The sequence below is a fragment of the Hyphobacterium sp. genome, assembly GCF_043584775.1.
In the GTDB taxonomy this organism is placed as follows: domain Bacteria; phylum Pseudomonadota; class Alphaproteobacteria; order Caulobacterales; family Maricaulaceae; genus Hyphobacterium.
On record NZ_CP121327.1, the window covers coordinates 1,224,008 to 1,239,696 of the forward strand.

15 protein-coding genes are annotated in these 15,689 nt (G+C 59.4%); 7 read left to right on the plus strand and 8 right to left on the minus strand.

Features of this window, described 5'->3' with window-relative positions:
* Window positions 1–22: 22 nt before the first annotated feature.
* The 3 genes from parC to P0D52_RS06040 are packed head-to-tail and all read left to right on the plus strand — an operon-like array spanning window position 23 to window position 3,921.
* Window positions 23–2,302 (plus strand): DNA topoisomerase IV subunit A, encoded by a 2,280-nt coding sequence (parC, locus tag P0D52_RS06030; RefSeq protein WP_394694523.1) that lies wholly within the window; start codon window positions 23–25, stop codon window positions 2,300–2,302.
* A 37-nt stretch (window positions 2,303–2,339) separates the two neighbouring features.
* The gene (locus P0D52_RS06035; RefSeq protein ID WP_394694524.1) at window positions 2,340–2,900 is read left to right on the plus strand and encodes a LemA family protein; all 561 of its coding nucleotides are present in this window, start codon (window positions 2,340–2,342) and stop codon (window positions 2,898–2,900) included.
* Between the two features lie 10 nt (window positions 2,901–2,910).
* Window positions 2,911–3,921, plus strand: coding sequence for a M48 family metallopeptidase (locus tag P0D52_RS06040; protein WP_394694525.1), 1,011 nt, complete (start codon window positions 2,911–2,913; stop codon window positions 3,919–3,921).
* Here the strand turns inward: P0D52_RS06040 and P0D52_RS06045 are convergent.
* From P0D52_RS06045 to P0D52_RS06075, 7 genes are all read right to left on the minus strand, one after another.
* Window positions 3,918–4,448: a GNAT family N-acetyltransferase gene (locus tag P0D52_RS06045; protein ID WP_394694526.1), complete on the minus strand. Its 531-nt coding sequence runs from the start codon at window positions 4,446–4,448 to the stop codon at window positions 3,918–3,920. The genes P0D52_RS06040 and P0D52_RS06045 overlap by 4 nt on opposite strands.
* Window positions 4,441–6,030 carry a TRAP transporter large permease subunit gene (locus P0D52_RS06050; RefSeq protein ID WP_394694527.1) on the minus strand — a complete coding sequence of 530 codons (1,590 nt, stop codon included), beginning with the start codon at window positions 6,028–6,030 and terminating at the stop codon, window positions 4,441–4,443. Before P0D52_RS06050 ends, P0D52_RS06045 begins: the two co-directional genes overlap by 8 nt.
* Complete coding sequence (locus P0D52_RS06055) at window positions 6,031–6,810, minus strand: TRAP transporter small permease subunit (protein WP_394694528.1); 780 nt, start codon at window positions 6,808–6,810, stop codon at window positions 6,031–6,033.
* Window positions 6,811–6,813: 3 nt separating this feature from the next.
* Window positions 6,814–7,929 (minus strand): TRAP transporter substrate-binding protein, encoded by a 1,116-nt coding sequence (locus P0D52_RS06060; protein WP_394694529.1) that lies wholly within the window; start codon window positions 7,927–7,929, stop codon window positions 6,814–6,816.
* Between the two features lies 1 nt (window position 7,930).
* Entirely contained in the window at window positions 7,931–8,695 is a 765-nt protein-coding gene (locus tag P0D52_RS06065; protein WP_394694530.1) for an arginyltransferase, read from the minus strand.
* A gap of 46 nt (window positions 8,696–8,741) precedes the next feature.
* Window positions 8,742–10,571 (minus strand): SLC13 family permease, encoded by a 1,830-nt coding sequence (locus P0D52_RS06070; protein WP_394694531.1) that lies wholly within the window; start codon window positions 10,569–10,571, stop codon window positions 8,742–8,744.
* A gap of 100 nt (window positions 10,572–10,671) precedes the next feature.
* On the minus strand, window positions 10,672–11,574 hold the full coding sequence (locus P0D52_RS06075; protein ID WP_394694532.1) for a flagellar motor protein MotB: 903 nt from the start codon (window positions 11,572–11,574) through the stop codon (window positions 10,672–10,674).
* A gap of 90 nt (window positions 11,575–11,664) precedes the next feature.
* Here P0D52_RS06075 and P0D52_RS06080 point away from each other — a divergent pair, with 90 nt between their 5' ends.
* Genes P0D52_RS06080 through P0D52_RS06090 form a run of 3 tightly spaced genes read left to right on the plus strand, consistent with a single transcriptional unit; the run spans window position 11,665 to window position 14,031 of the window.
* On the plus strand, window positions 11,665–12,129 hold the full coding sequence (locus P0D52_RS06080) for a flavin reductase family protein (protein ID WP_394694533.1): 465 nt from the start codon (window positions 11,665–11,667) through the stop codon (window positions 12,127–12,129).
* A gap of 9 nt (window positions 12,130–12,138) precedes the next feature.
* Window positions 12,139–13,008 (plus strand): NAD(P)-dependent oxidoreductase, encoded by an 870-nt coding sequence (locus P0D52_RS06085; RefSeq protein WP_394694534.1) that lies wholly within the window; start codon window positions 12,139–12,141, stop codon window positions 13,006–13,008.
* The gene (locus P0D52_RS06090; protein ID WP_394694535.1) at window positions 13,009–14,031 is read left to right on the plus strand and encodes a TIGR00341 family protein; all 1,023 of its coding nucleotides are present in this window, start codon (window positions 13,009–13,011) and stop codon (window positions 14,029–14,031) included.
* Between the two features lie 53 nt (window positions 14,032–14,084).
* Here the strand turns inward: P0D52_RS06090 and P0D52_RS06095 are convergent, their stop codons facing one another.
* A complete protein-coding gene (locus P0D52_RS06095; protein ID WP_394694536.1) occupies window positions 14,085–14,405 on the minus strand; it encodes a hypothetical protein in 321 nt (106 codons plus the stop codon).
* A gap of 143 nt (window positions 14,406–14,548) precedes the next feature.
* On the opposite strand from P0D52_RS06095, the gene P0D52_RS06100 reads away from it, so the two are divergent.
* Window positions 14,549–15,181, plus strand: a complete 633-nt coding sequence (locus P0D52_RS06100; protein WP_394694537.1) for a trimeric intracellular cation channel family protein — start codon at window positions 14,549–14,551, stop codon at window positions 15,179–15,181.
* The last annotated feature ends 508 nt before the right edge of the window (window positions 15,182–15,689 follow it).

A 15,689-nucleotide genomic window follows, 5' to 3' on the forward strand; every position in this document is an offset into this window, starting at 1 on the left:
CGGTCCGAATCAGGAGTGCGGTATGGGCGATGTGTTTACCCCCGAGGGCGGGGAAATCTTTGAAGAACCCTTCGATGAAGCGCTGTCCAAGCGCTACCTGGCCTATGCGCTCTCGACCATTACCCAGCGGGCGCTGCCCGATGCGCGCGACGGGCTGAAGCCGGTTCATCGCCGCATCCTTCACGCCATGCGCGTGCTCAAGCTGAACCCGCGAGACGCTTTCAAGAAGTCCGCCCGGATTGTCGGCGATGTGATCGGTAAATTTCACCCGCATGGTGACCAGGCCGTCTATGACGCTCTGGTGCGTCTTGCACAGGATTTTGCCTCGCGCTATCCGCTGGTCGAGGGTCAGGGCAATTTCGGCAATATCGATGGTGATGGTGCGGCCGCCATGCGATATACTGAGACCCGCCTGACCGAAGCCGCCGAACTCCTCCTGCAGGATATTGACCAAGGCACGGTTGATTTTCGCGAGACCTATGACGGTTCAGAGGAAGAGCCGATTGTACTGCCGGCGGCGTTCCCGAACCTTCTGGCGAATGGTGCGACGGGTATTGCTGTGGGGATGGCGACATCAATCCCGCCGCATAATGCTTATGAATTGTGCCGGGCTTCGCGCACGCTGATTGCCAATCCGGATGCCTCGGTGGCGCAGTTGCTAAGGTCGGTCAAAGGGCCGGATTTTCCGACCGGCGGGATATGCGTGGAATCCCCGGAGTCCATTCGAGAGGCTTATGAAACCGGGCGTGGCGGCTTCCGCTTGCGCGCGAAATGGGAAACCGAGGATCTTGGCCGCGGGACCTGGCAAATTGTGGTCACCGAGATCCCGTATCAGGTCCAGAAATCCAAGCTGGTCGAACGAATTGCCCAATTGCTGGACCAGAAAAAGCTGCCGCTTCTGGAAGATGTACGTGATGAGAGCGCCGAGGATATTCGCCTTGTGCTGGTGCCCAAGAGCAAGAATGTCGAACCCGAACTCCTGATGGCCGCGCTCTACAAAATGAGCGAGCTGGAAAACCGGATATCGTTGAATCTGAACGTTCTGGACCCCTCCGGCACGCCGCGCGTCATGAGCCTGAAGGATGTCTTGCGCATCTGGCTCGACCATCGCCGGGAGGTCGTGGTGCGCCGCGCGACAACGCGGCTGGCCAAGGTGGAAGACCGGCTCGAGGTGCTGGCCGGCTACATCATCGTCTATGCCGATCTGGACGAGGTCATCCGGATCATCCGTTTCGAGGATGAGCCCAAGGCAAAGCTGATGGCGCATTTCGAACTGAGCGACCGGCAGGCCGAGGCTATTCTCAATATGCGCCTTCGTGCCTTGCGGAAGCTGGAGGAGCTCGAAATCCGGAAGGAAGAAGGCAATCTGCAGAATGAGCGCGGTGAGCTGAAGACGCTGATCGGTTCGGAATCCGTTCAGTGGGAAAAAGTCGACGGCGAAATCGCCGAGGTCGAAACGGCCTTCGGTCCGAAAACCGCTATCGGCGCGCGCCGGACGGAAATCAATTTTGCCGGTATCGTGGAATATGATGCGGATGCGGTCGCAGAATCGCTGATCATCCGCGAAGCGATCATGGTGGTGGTTTCGCAGAAGGGCTGGATCCGCGCTCTCAAGGGGCATTCCCATGACATCAGCACGATTGCCTTCAAGGAAGGTGATAGCGCTCTGTTCACGGTCAAATGTGAGACCATCGACAAGCTGATCCTGTTCGCAACCGACGGCAAATTCTACGCGATCGATGCGTCCAAACTTCCCGGTGGCCGGGGACATGGAGACCCCCTGCGGCTGCATGCCGGTTTGCCGGAAGATGCCGCGCCGATTGCACTGTTCAAACATGATCCCGAGCGGGAGTTGTTGATCGCGTCGCGGGCCGGAAACGGGTTCCGCGTCAAGGAAGCGGATGTTTTCGCGACGAAAAAAGGCGGCAGGCAGGCGCTGAATGTCGGAGAGGGCGAGGCCATTGCCTGCGTCCCGGTGGTCGGCAGCAAGATCGCCGTTTCCAACGACAAGAAGCGATTGTTGATCTTCGACATTGAAGACTTGCCTCAAATGGCGCGCGGCAAAGGGGTCCGCCTGATGGGCGGCAAGGGCGCGGAACTGATTGATGTCGCGACATTCAATCCCGAGGAGGGGCTGGCCTGGATTGACGGTGCCGGCCGCCGGCATGTCTTTGAAGACTGGAAGGATTGGGATGGCAAACGGGCTCAGGCGGGCACGGCGCGTCCACGCGGTTTCCCCAAGACGGGAAAATTCATGCCGTCCGACCCTGTTGCAGTAGCGCGCGCCATGGATTCGGCGTAATCAGCCAATAGTTTCGATTCAAATGAATCCGGAGGGAATGCTTATGGAATGGATTATCTTGTTGGTCGTTGTGGTCGTGATCGCGTTCTTTGTGATCGGCATATACAACCGCCTCGTCGCTTTGCGGCAGACCACAAATCAGGCTTGGGGCGATATCGACGTGCAGCTCAAGCAACGCGTCGATCTGATCCCGAACCTGGTGAACACGGTCAAGGGCTATGCCAGCCATGAGAAGGAAACGCTGGAAAACGTCATCAAGGCGCGTCAGGCGTCGGTCGATGCCAGCAGCGTGAAAGATCAGGCGCAAGCCGAGAACATGCTCACCGGTGCGCTGCGTCAGATTTTTGCTCTGTCAGAAGCCTATCCGGATCTGAAAGCGAACGAGAATTTCCTGTCGCTGCAGAACGAGTTGGCTGATCTCGAGAACAAGATTGCGGCCGCTCGCCGCTTCTTCAACAATGCCGTAAGCGAATTCAACACAGCCGTGGAGCAATTCCCGGCCGTGTTATTTGCCAGCATGTTCGGCTTCAGCCAGCGTGAATTCTTCGAAGTCGCGGATCGGGCTTCTGTCGAGAATGCGCCTGAAGTCAAATTCTAGGACTTAGACCATGATGGGCGCGGTCGGGCTCCGCACGCATATCTGGAACAATAATCTGAAATCCATCCTGCTTCTGGCTGGATTTCCGTTCCTGTTGATGTTGCTGGCGTTTGCCGCCGCGCTCGTTCTGACCGGTATGGGTGGAGATACCTATTCTTCCGGGCAGGGCGGAATGGATCTTGGTGCAGATTTTTCCGCTGCGATCGACATCTGGCCGACCATGGCGCTCTGGTCGATCATCATCGCCGGCATCTGGTTCGTGATTGCCTGGTTCGGCCATCAGACCATGATCGACATGGCGACCGGAGCGCATTCGGTCACCCGGCAAGAAGAACCCGAACTCTATAATCTGCTTGAAAACCTTTGTATTTCTCGCGGCATCACCATGCCGAAGCTTAAGGTGATCGAGACAGATGTGCTGAACGCTTATGCGAGTGGACTGACTGACAAACAATATACCGTGACGGTGACGCGCGGTTTGATGGCGAAGCTGAACAAGGCGGAGCTGGAAGCTGTTCTGGCCCACGAGCTCAGCCATATTCTCAATCGGGATGTCCGGTTGCTGGTGGTCTCCGTCATTTTTGTCGGCATATTTTCCTTTGTTGCCCAGATCGTCTTCCGTTCGCTTTTCTGGGGCGGATTGGGCGGCCGCTCTTCGGGACGACGCGGCAATGCGGCGCTTTTGATGATTATCGCCATAGCCATCGTGGCGGTGGCCTATTTCCTGGCGATTGCCATTCGCTTTGCCCTGTCGCGCAAACGCGAATACATGGCGGATGCCGGCGCGGTCGAACTGACGCGAAATCCGGATGCCGTGATTTCCGCGCTGGAGAAGATTTCCGGGCATGCCGAAATGGATAACACACCGGATGGCGTCCGCGAAATGATGATCGAGAATCCCAAGGCCGGATTTGCAGGTGTCTTCGCGACCCACCCGCCGATTGAAAAGCGGATCGAGGCACTGGTTGAATTTGCGGGTGGCCAGAGAAGGGTGCGCAGCACCAGCGTGCCGGCGGTCTAAAGACGTTCCATCAGCAAGACTTTTGTGCCGTCGATTTCGCCTTCACCATAGGTTTGATAGCCGAGACGCTGCGCGATTCTAATCGAGGCCGTATTCCCCGGCTCGATCATGCAGATGGTGCGGCTGCGCCCCAGCGTTTCATCCATCCACGTCATGCAGGCTGTCATGGCCTCGCGGCCATAGCCTCTGCCGTGAACGGCCTTGTCAATGACATAGCCTATTTCGGGATCGCCGCTGAAGCCAGCTGGTTCATCGCGTTTGAAATCTGCGAATCCGACCAGGCCGATAAAGTTTCCGGAAGCCTGCTCTTCGAGTGCCCAGTAACCGTAACCGAGAATGGGCCAGTATCCTGCACTGGACACAACGCGCGACCAGGACCGGGAGGGCGGCGAGGGTTTTCCACCGACAAAGCGCACATTCTCCGGATCCGACCAGATCCGGCAGACCGGATCAAAGTCGTCGGCGCGGAGTGGCCGCAGGCGTAAGCGCTCCGTCTCGATGACGGGTGCAATGAGCGGCCTAGTCATAGAGCAATTCCGGCAGGCCAGTGGCGAGCCACGGCAATAGCGCGACGAGAATGATCACAATCAGCTGGATACCGACAAAGGGCAGGGCACCGCGATAAATCGCGCCCGTGGTGACGCTCGGCGGTGCGACACCGCGCAAATAGAAGAGCGCAAAGCCGAAAGGCGGCGTCAGGAAGCTGGTTTGAAGGTTCAACGCCATCAGGACGCCGAGCCATACCGGATCAATCCCCATCATCAACAGGATGGGCGCGACAATCGGCACCACGACAAAGGTGATTTCGATAAAGTCGAGGAAGAAGCCGAGCAGGAACATGACCAGCATGACGATGGCAAGAGCGCCCCATTTGCCGCCAGGGACGGCTTCGAGCGCAGCCTGAACCGTCGCGTCGCCGCCCAGTTCCCGGAAGATCAGGGAAAAGAGCGCCGCGCCGATCAGGATGACGAAGACCATCGCCGAGATCTGGGCGGTTGCGCGCATGACATCGTCCAGCACGCCGGTCTTTTTCAGTCGCCAGAGTGCCGCCAATGCGCCGGCGATGGTGAGCGCAACAAACGCGTAGGCGAGATACAGGCCGAACTGGTCGCCAGCCGAGATGTTTTCGCGTCCCACGCGCAGGTCAAACACCAGAGTCATGGCGATCAGAAGGAAGAGGGACAATGCGCCCAATCCGGAGAATATCTGTCCGGCCTTCGGATTTGTGGCGGCTCCGGCATTGCGGAAGCCGGCGAGGAAGGTTGCGCCCACCGCGCCCACACCCGCCGCTTCGGTCGGTGTGGCCAGTCCGGTCAGAATCGAGCCCAGCACAGCGACGATCAGGCCCAGAGGCGGGATAAGGGCATGGAGGAGTTTTGAGACTGACAGCTTGTCTTCCAGTGGCGCGGCTGGCGCTTTCGAGGGCTGTGTGATGGCGACGAAGATCTGATAGCCGATATAGGCTGCAACCAGCAGCAGGCCGGGAATGAGCGCGCCCGCGAACAGGTCACCGACCGACACGATGTCCGGGGAGAAAATACCCTGCGCACGTTGCGCTTCCTGATAGGCATTGGATATCTGATCCCCGAGCAGGACCAGCACGATGGACGGCGGAATGATCTGGCCCAGCGTTCCAGCCGCCGCGATAGACCCTGCGGCGAGGCCGGGGTCATAGCCCCGCTTCAACATGGTCGGCAGGGACAGGAGGCCCATGGTGACAACGGTCGCACCGACAATGCCGGTCGACGCAGCCAGAAGCGCGCCGACCACGACCACCGAAATACCCAGCCCGCCGCGCAGCGTGCCGAAGAGGGCACCCATGGCTTCGAGCAATTCCTCCGCGACCTTCGACTTTTCGAGCATCACGCCCATGAAGACGAAAAGCGGGACGGCGACCAGGATGGAGCGGTCCATTTCCATCATGTTGCCGTAGATGCGTTGCGGGAAGGCGCGCAGATGGATGGGGTCAAACACGTCCAGCACAAGGCCAATGCCAGCAAAGAGCAAGGCCACACCGGCCAGCGTGAAGGCGACAGGATATCCGCGCAGCAGCGCCGCGAAGGCGATGGCGAACATCAGGAAAGGCAGGAGTTCGATGAGGGTGTTCATCTAGAGCTCCTGATCCACGGCTTTGGCATGGCCGGGAGCGGCCTTGCCCGAAAGCGTCAGCGCTGCCCGCATGGCCGATGCCAGACCCTGCAAAATCACCAGAACCGCGAAGATCGGGATTGCTGTTTTCAGGATGAAGACCAGTGGCAGGCCGTCGCTTTCGCGCGAGCGCTCCAGAATGCGCCAGCTGGCGTTGATATAGGGCGTCGAGACCCAGAGGATGAGCAATGCCATGGGAAAGAGGCCCAGATAGGTGCCGATCATATCGGTCCAGGCTTTGCCGCGCTCGGACAGTTTTGCGTACACGATGTCCACCCGCACATGGCCATCGGCCAACAATGTCGATCCGGCTGACAAGAGGAAAAGCAAAGCGTGCATGTAGATCACGCTTTCCTGCAATTTCGTGGAAGCGAAGCCGAAGACATAGCGCTGGATGACGACCGTCGCCGTGACAATCACCAGACCAAGCGCGAGCCAGCGGGCCGCATCGCCGATCACCGTGCTGACGCCATCGAAAACGGAGATCAGCTTGCGAAACACAGATTCGAGGCGTCCCGGAAGCCCGGCAAATCGGCCCCATAGTCCGCCCAGAAGCGGCAGTGCGAGGAGGGGTGAAGCCACCAGCCCGATCCAGCCAAGAGCGATGCCAACCGGCCGGGCGGTCTGGTAGAGATTGGCGGTCATCCAGCCGGATATACCGCCAGCCGTCAGGCCATCCAGCAACGCCAGGACAACGCTGCCTGCGATGATCAGGACAACAAGCCAGTCTCCCCCGCGCATGGCCTAGCCGCCCAGAACGCGTTCGCGTTGCGCAAAATAGGGGTATTCGGAAATCCGGCCCCAGTCGCGACCCCGGTTTCGGGCGGCGATGTAGCTGTCATACACCCGCCGGGTCATGGCGTCGGTATTGGCCACATCCGCGACGACCTGCTCGGAAATCTCACCGATCCGCAGCCAGGCTTCGTCGGAGAAGGATCGCAATTGCACGCCGTGCTCATTCTGCAGAACGTTGAGCGCGATAGCGTTCTGGTGCGTGTATTCTGCCAGCGCCATATGGTTGCAGGCCCGGCAGGCGGCACGAATGATCGCCTTGTGATCCGCTTCGAGGCTGTCCCAGACACCGGCATTGATGCCCAGCCCCAGCGCCGAACCGGGCTCGTGGAAGCCGGGTCCGTAATAATACGGTGCTTCGCGATAGAAGCCGAAAGCCAGATCATTCCACGGACCGACCCATTCGGTGGCGTCAATCGTGCCATTCTGCAGGGCAGGGTAAATCTCGCCGCCCGAAAGCGCGACAGCTGCACCGCCCAGTTCGCGAAGCACGTTTCCGCCGAGGCCAGGAATGCGCATGCGCAATCCGCGGAAGTCTTCCAGCGTATTGATTTCGCGTTTGAACCAGCCGCCCATCTGATGCCCGGAATTGCCGGCCTGAAAGGCAACCACGCCAAACTCGCGGCCGAGCTCTTCCCAGAGTTCCTGACCGCCGCCGAACTCGACCCAGGCCATGATCTCTGTCGCTGTCATGCCCATCGGCACCGCGGTGAAGAAGTTGAAGGCCGGGGACTTGCCCTGCCAGTAATATTCTGCGGCGTGGTACATGTCGGCGGTGCCGGTTGCGACCGCATCAAAGGCTTCAAACGCGCCGACAATTTCGCCAGCGGCATGAACATGGACTTCCAGAGAGCCTGACGACATCGTGTTGCAGAATTCGGCGACCCGGTCGGCTGCCGTGCCGAGTCCGGGGAAGTTGGCCGGCCAGGTCGTCACCATGCGCAAACGGCGCGTCCGGCGGGTCTGCACATTCGGTGAGGCAACGCTGCTGTCTTCGCCCTGACTGCAGGCTGTGGCAACGGTTGCGGCGGCAATGCTTGCCCCGCTCAGAAAAGTCCGGCGATCCATATCAATCTCCCCCAAAATCCATTTCGGTCTGTCTGCCGAATTCGGTGTCTTCAAAACGCCGCCATCCTGAAGATGTCAGGATTTCCAGCGGCCGGTATCGTGATTTGTAGGCCATCTTGGCGCTGCCCGGCACCCAGTATCCCAGATAGACAAAAGGCAGGTTCTCGCTTTGCGACCAGCTGATCGCATCGAGAATCACGAATTTGCCAAAGCTGCGCGCAGGTTGTTCTGGATCAAAGAAGCTGTAGAGCAGGGACGGCCCATCGCGGAGGCGGTCGATCAGGGCCGCGGCCCGCAATACACCGGCTTCGTCGCGGTATTCGACAACATCTGTTCGTTGGGCGCCGTCCTCGACCATCATGACATAGTCGGCAAAGCTCATGCCCGCCATGTCCCCATCGCCATGACGGGTTTCGAGATAGCGCGACAGGAGCTGGAATTGCTCCATTGTTGCGTGGGCCGGCTGCTCGCTGCGGATCAGATCGGCATTGGCTTTCAGAACTTTCCGGTTCGAACGCGAGAAGCGATATTCAGCGACCGGAATGCGTGCCGAGCGGCAGGCATCACAGCCTTCGCAAGCCGGACGATAGAGCACGGCCTGGGACCGGCGAAAGCCGGCGTGTGTCAGGGCGTCATTCAGGGCAGGGCCGTCGCCGGGCTCGAGACGCGTAAACAGCTTACGTTCCAGCTTGCCGGGCAAATAGGGGCAGGGACCCGACGCGGTCAGGTAGAAAGGAATTTGCCGGGTTGTGAACGGATGGGTCACAGCGCTGCTCGAATCCTTGTTGCAATCTTTGACCTACCCTGCATCGTCAGAAGCCGAAATGGAATGCCGCGATGGCGGTAAAGGTGATCCAGAGGATAAAGACCAGCGGTGCCCCTGCCTTGATGTAGTCCGCGAACCTGTAGTGCCCGGGCCCCATCACCAGAAGGTTGGTCTGATAACCGATCGGTGAGGCAAATGACGTATTCGCGGCAAACAGGACCGTCAGGGCAAAGAGTGTCGGGTCCTGCCCCATCTGATTGGCGGCTGCGATGGCAATGGGGGTGAAAAGGATGGCAGTCGCATTGTTGGACAGGACGTTGGTCAGCAGGGCGATCAGAATGAAAAGCACGGAGATCAGAGCAACGGGCCCGTAAGGCTCGAATGTTGCGACAACTGTTCCGGCGATGAAGTTGGCGGCGCCGGTCGATTGCAAGGCCGTGCCAAGGGCGAAGGCCGAGCCGACCAGCAGATAGACCCGCATATCCACTGCCCGCGCAGCCTGCCGCGAATTCAAGCATCCGGCGGCGATCATGCCGACGGCGCCGAGTATGGAGGCGTGGACGATCGGCATCAGATTGGTTGCGGCAGCCACGACGACACCGGCAAAGATCATCAGGGCATAATTGGCGCGGCGCGGGTCCGGAAGGTCGGTGGTCGCCCAGGCCATCAACAGAAGGTCGCGGTCATTTCGCAAGGTCCGCAAGGCATCGGCCTTGCCGAAAAGTAGCAGGACGTCACCGGCTTCAATGCGGATTTCGCCCATCTTCTTGCGGATCATGCGCGAGCGCCGTTGAACACCCAGCACCACGCAACCGGTGAGGTGGCGGAAACCGATCTGTTCGACCGTCCGCCCGATCAGGCGCGATCCTGGCGGGATGACCGATTCTGAAAGGCCGAGACGCTCTCCCGGCGTCGGCTCGTCACTGCCGGGGCCGCTTTGCAGCAGGCCTCGCAGATATTCAGCGCGCGAGGAAAGGAGATCGGACAGGGTTTTTCGTGTCGCCGCCACGATCAACAAATCGCCGGTGCGCAGCTTCACATCGTCAAACGGTGGCAAGATCGCATGCTCGCCGCGCTGGATCATCCGGACGGTGATATCGGGCAGGTCCGGGAACATTCCGGCGACCGGAGATTGCCCGCGCAATGGATGGTCGCGGGTGACTTCCAGCTGCGCGATGAATTGCTTGCCGTCACCGCCGGCAATTTCGCGTTCCATCGTGGCGCGTTCGGGCAAGAGGCGGGGCAGAATGAAGGAGACATAAAGCACGCCGATGGCGGCGAGGATGATGCCGTATTTCGATGGCGCGAAGAAATTGAGATGCTCGCCGGTAAATGCGGCATAGCTGTCGGATACAAGCAGGTTGGTGGACGAGCCGATCAGCGTCGTCATGCCGGCCAGAATACAGACATAGCTGAGTGGTATCATGATCTTGGACGGGGAGGCCCCCATGCGGCCGGCAATAGCCACGAGGATGGGAATGAACATCACCACAACGGGCGTATTGTTGATGAAGGCGCTGACCACAAACAGAAAGAAGAAAATGGATATGAGCGTGATGCGCGGGCGCTTGTCGTAGGATGTCAGAAGCCGCTGTGTCGGGCCATCCATGGCGCCGGTCTGGAAAATGCCCTGGCCGACGACCAGCAGAGCCATGATCGTCAGAAGCGCCGGGTTGGCGAAGCCTGCCAGAATATCTGCTGCATCGGGATTATCGGTTGGTATCGGGAAAAACTGAAAAAAGACCAGCACCACGGCGACGATGGCCGCAGACACGATCTCGATCGCGAATCTTTCCCAGACGTAGAAGACAATTGCCACGGCCACCAGGGCCATGGCGGCCCACATTTGCCATGTCTCAATAACCGTATCGAGCATCCCTCATGCCTTGTCCGCTGCGTCCGCATCGGCTGCGGACTGCAAAGACTAGCATGAGTAAGGCGGCGTGAGGCGAGCCCTTTTTGCGGTCAGCTGTGGATTACCTGTTCAGCCCGTGTCCCGGAGCGATCACCGGTGCTTCGCGCAGTAGCAGGATGGAAATCCGGCGATTACCCGCCATGTAGGGATCGTCCGGATAAAGCGGTTCCGATCCGGCGCGGCCGGTGACTTCTGCAATGCGCTCATCGGTGACGCCGCCGCCTTGCAGGATGGCACGCGCCGCATTGGCCCGATCCGCCGACAAATCCCAATTGGTATAGGTATCGCCCGGAGCGGGGCCAGAGTCGGTATGGCCGGAAATGGCGATCCGGTTCGGCAATTGTTGCGCAATCTCGGCCACGGCGCGGAGGAGGACTACGGCGCGCTCATTGGGCTGGACCGAGCCCGGATTGAACATCGGGCGGCCTTCTTCATCGACCAGCTGGATACGCAGGCCTTCCGGCGTCTCCTCGATGATCAGCTGGCGCGTGAGTTCGGCGAGTTCCGGCATTTCCTGCAAGGACTGGCGCAGGGACATTTCTGCGGATGCGAACTGGGATTGTTGCTCCCGGCGTTCGCGCGCTGCTGCCATGGCTTCGGCGCTGGCCGACTGGCTCGATTGTTCGGAGGATTCTTCAGGCGTTTCGGGGTCATCCACGGCATCCGGAGACAGGCGTTCAATGGTGGATGAGGCACCGCGGCCACTGCCGCCTTCGCCGAGCGCTGTGCCGGCCAGAATGCCACCACCACCGGAATTGGTCGGGCTGACGCTAGCCGGGGCAAAATAATCCGCAATACCCTGACGTTGTTCAGGCGTTGTGGTATTGATGAGCCACATCAAGAGGAAAAAAGCCATCATGGCCGTCACGAAGTCGGCATAGGCCACTTTCCACGCGCCGCCATGGTGGCCATGACCGCCACCCTTTTTGACTTTCTTGATGATAATCGGTCTATCCGAAGCCATAACCGCACCACCTTGTTTGTTCTTCTTAGGGGTCGGAGTATGTCCCAACACAGTTAAAGTCCGGTTTCGAAGCGATTCGGAGTATGTAAATTGTCGTCATCAAAATCATTTCGCGATGCCATGTCGCTCTATCCAACGGGCGTGACGGTGGTCACCGCCTATCATGACGGCAAGGCCTATGGCATTACGGCCAACTCGTTCGCGTCCGTTTCGCTGGAGCCTCCGCTGGTCTTGTGGTCGGTCGCAAAAACTGCAGAGCGCGCCGACATTTTCCAGAACGCGATGAGCTATGCGATCTGTTTTCTCGGTAAGGATCAGGCCGATATCGCACAATATTGTGCCGAGAATGACGATCTTCCATCAGGTCAGTGGTCTGAAAACCGGTATGGCTTTCCCGTGATTGATGGCGCGAGCGTTGTCCTTGACTGCCGCCGTCATGCCATCCATCCCGGTGGCGATCATGACATCATCGTGGGTGAGGTCGTGGGCATATCGATAAATGACGGAGCCGGGGCTCTGACTTTCCATCGCCGCGATTACGGCCAGCTGGACTAGGAGGCGATCATGGCAACTTGCGCATTTCTCGGTCTCGGCGTGATGGGATTTCCCATGGCGGGGCATCTGGTGGCGAAGGATCATAAGGTTACGGTCTGGAACCGGACCACGGAAAAAGCCCGCCTCTGGGCCAAGTCGCATGGCGGCAAGGTCGCCGTAACGCCGGAGGATGCCGTCAGCGACGCTGATTTCGTGTTTCTGTGCCTGGGTGATGATCCCGATGTACGCGCGATTGCCGACAGGATCATCCCGGCCATGAAGCGGGGTGCCGTTCTGGTCGACCATACGACGGCGTCGGCGGCGCTCGCGCGGGCCTTGCATGCAGAATGCAAGGCCGTGGGTGTCGGTTTCATCGATGCGCCGGTTTCGGGCGGGCAGGCCGGGGCGGAGAATGGCCAGCTGGCCATTATGTGCGGCGGAGATGCGGATGTCTTTGCCTATGCCGAACCGGTGATGGAGGCTTATGCCAAGGCGATCACGCTGATCGGGGAGGCGGGCTCGGGACAATTGACCAAGATGGTCAACCAGATCTGCATCGCCGGGGTGGTGCAGGGATTGTCCGAAGGATTGCATTTTGCCGAGCAGGCCGGGCTGGACGCCGAAAAGGTCATTGGCGCGATTTCCAAGGGTGCGGCCCAGTCCTGGCAGATGGAAAACCGTTGGCAGACCATGGTTGCCGGTCAGTTCGAGCATGGCTTTGCCACAGACTGGATGCGCAAGGATCTGCGTATTGCCCTGGATGAGGCGCGGAACAATGGCGCGCGTCTGCCGGTCGCGGCGACCGTGGACCAGTTTTACGCCGAGGTTCAGGCCATGGGCGGGGGGCGTTGGGACACTTCCAGCTTGATTGCCCGCCTGAAAAACGCCGATAGTCGCTAGATGCGTCTGATCGAGCTCTCCTTTCCCGACACGGTTGATACCAAGCCACTCCTGAAATCCTGCCTGCGGGCCAATCCGGTCGAGCACAGACTGGAGCCGGCAGACGATCGCGGCCGCCGGGTCTTGCGGCTCTACTTCAAGAGCGGTGACGGGCAGGATGCGATTGATGCCATCCAAGGCCTGCTGGCGGATGTCGCCGACTGGCGGCTCGTCGTCATCCCTATCGAAGCCACCTTGCCCAAAGAGGAAGCCGAGGAAGACGTCGAGACCAAAAAGAAGCGCAAGACGCTGGCCTTGCGCGAAGAACTCTACGAGGACATTTCCTCGGGCGCACAGCTGAACCGCGATTTTCTGGTTCTGACCGCTTTGTCTGCGGTCGTTGCTGCGCTTGGCCTGAATGCCAACAATGTGGCGGCGGTCATCGGTGCCATGGTGATTGCGCCCTTGCTGGGTCCGATCCTTGCGTTTTCGTTCGCATCCGCGCTTGGCGATCTGGACCTGATGGTGAAATCGGCGCGGACGGCGATTGCCGGCCTCGCGCTTGGCCTTCTGATCAGTTTTGCGCTCGGCATGGCATTGCCGGTGAACACGCTGAGCGGCGAACTCGTTTCCCGGACAATTGTCGGCGTTGACACGACCGCCCTGGCTCTGGTTTCGGGCGCGGCGGCAGCGCTGTCGATATCCACCGGCGTGTCCAGCGCTCTTGTCGGTGTGATGGTCGCCGTCGCCTTGCTGCCGCCGTCAGCCGCGATGGGGCTCTATGCGGGTGATGGTGAATGGGCGATGGCCGCGCGCGCCGGATTGCTGCTTTCTATCAACGTGGTCAGCGTCAATCTGGCCGCCCTCTTTACCTACCGGGTGAAGGGCGTTCGGCCGCGCACCTGGCTGGAACGCAAATCCGCCAAGCGGTCCGTTTTCGTCAATTATGCTGTGTGGGCGATCCTGATTATCGGCCTGACAATCGCCGCATGGCAGGTGACGGTTTACGATGCGGGTCTGGCCGATGTGATCGACGGATCATGAAAAACCCCGCCCGGTGCTTTCCGGACGGGGCATTCAGGTCGATAGGGCGGTGACTAGTCGCCGCCAGGCATCAGGCGCTCAACGGTCGCCATGACGATCACCATCAATGAGGCCGCACCGAGTACAGCGCCATAATTGGCGAAGATGTCGTTCAGATACTCGCCGACGGCGGGGATCGAGCCCAGCGCCATGGAGCCGCCGCCGATCAGGAAGATGGCAGCCAGTATCAAGGCCTTGCGGTGGTCGCCCTTGACGAAGAAACCGCTTGCGAGGCCCAGTAGCGCAAGGATAAGTGCACCATATTCAAAGGTTATGAACGCAAACACGATGGCTGCCAGAAACGCGACTGCCCAGATGATTTTGTCGAGTGACATGAGTCTCCCCCTTTGTTTTGCATGTCAGATGACGCAATCGTCACCTGCTGCAGAGCGAGATTAGTTGGTGAATCGACTGTTTGGGCAAGAGCAAAAGCGAAATAGTCAAATTTGATAATTGAAATATCTGAAAGGCAGGGCGTGTGACCGTAGATTTATTCTTCCTTATTCTCGACTATAGTGGTGTCACGCTTTTTGCCTATTCCGGCGGCATGCTGGCGGCCCGTAAGGAGCTCGATCCGTTCGGTGCGGCCATCCTTGGCGCCGTGACCGGCATGGGCGGCGGAACGCTCCGCGATGTCCTGCTAGGACGGTTGCCGGTCTACTGGGTCGATGCCCCGGAATATCTCTGGCTGGCGCTCATTGGCGCATTGATCGGTTATTATACGTCGCCCTGGGCGCAATCGCTTGCGACCCGCCGCGCGGCGCTGGCCTGGGCGGACGCCATAGGCATGTCGGTCTTCTGCGTGCTCGGCGCGAAGGCCGGGCTTGCCGCAGGCGCGCACTGGTCCATCGCCATGCTGACCGGGGTAATGAGTGCGGCCTTTGGCGGATTGATCCGGGATATTATCGTCAATGATGTGCCGCTGGTCCTGCGCGCGGAAATCTATGCGTTGGCGGCACTGGCGGGGGCGGGGGCCTATGTGTTGGCAATTGCCCTGGGGATCGGCGCCGGAACCGCCGCCGTGGGCGCAGCGCTGCTGGCCTTTGTCATCCGCGGCTGTGCGATTGCGTTTAACTGGACCTTGCCGCCGATCGGGAAGTTGGGGGATTAGACGCCTCCGGGTGGGCTGTTGATGAACAATCCTTCTTCGGGCGGTCGCCAATTTCTGGAGAGCCAAGCAAAAATCAAAACCGCCGTTATCGGAAGCATGAAGTACGCGCAGATATATAAGTAGTCGGGAACATAAATTCCCCGCCAAAACACGACATATCTAACTCGATCGTGTTCAATCCCGACTTGTGCCGAAGCAAGGTCCCATTGGTAATTTCCAAGCAAGACAAAGGACCACGCGAATAACGCTGAAAAAAATATCGAGGCGACCGTGCTTATGTATGCATATTGTGGATAGAGTTTTCGCCTTGCCCAAAACGGTAACAGCATGAGCCAAATAAAAAGCGTAATCGCATGTTGTACTATGTTGCCCAGCGCGGTCTGAAACACCTCGAGATAACTGTCTAGAGATTGCGGGTACCGATTTGCTTCCGTTTCAGCACCAGGAAAATACCACGGATTGTGTTGGAGATAGGCGTAAGCAAGAATTCCGCCCGCAACGATACACG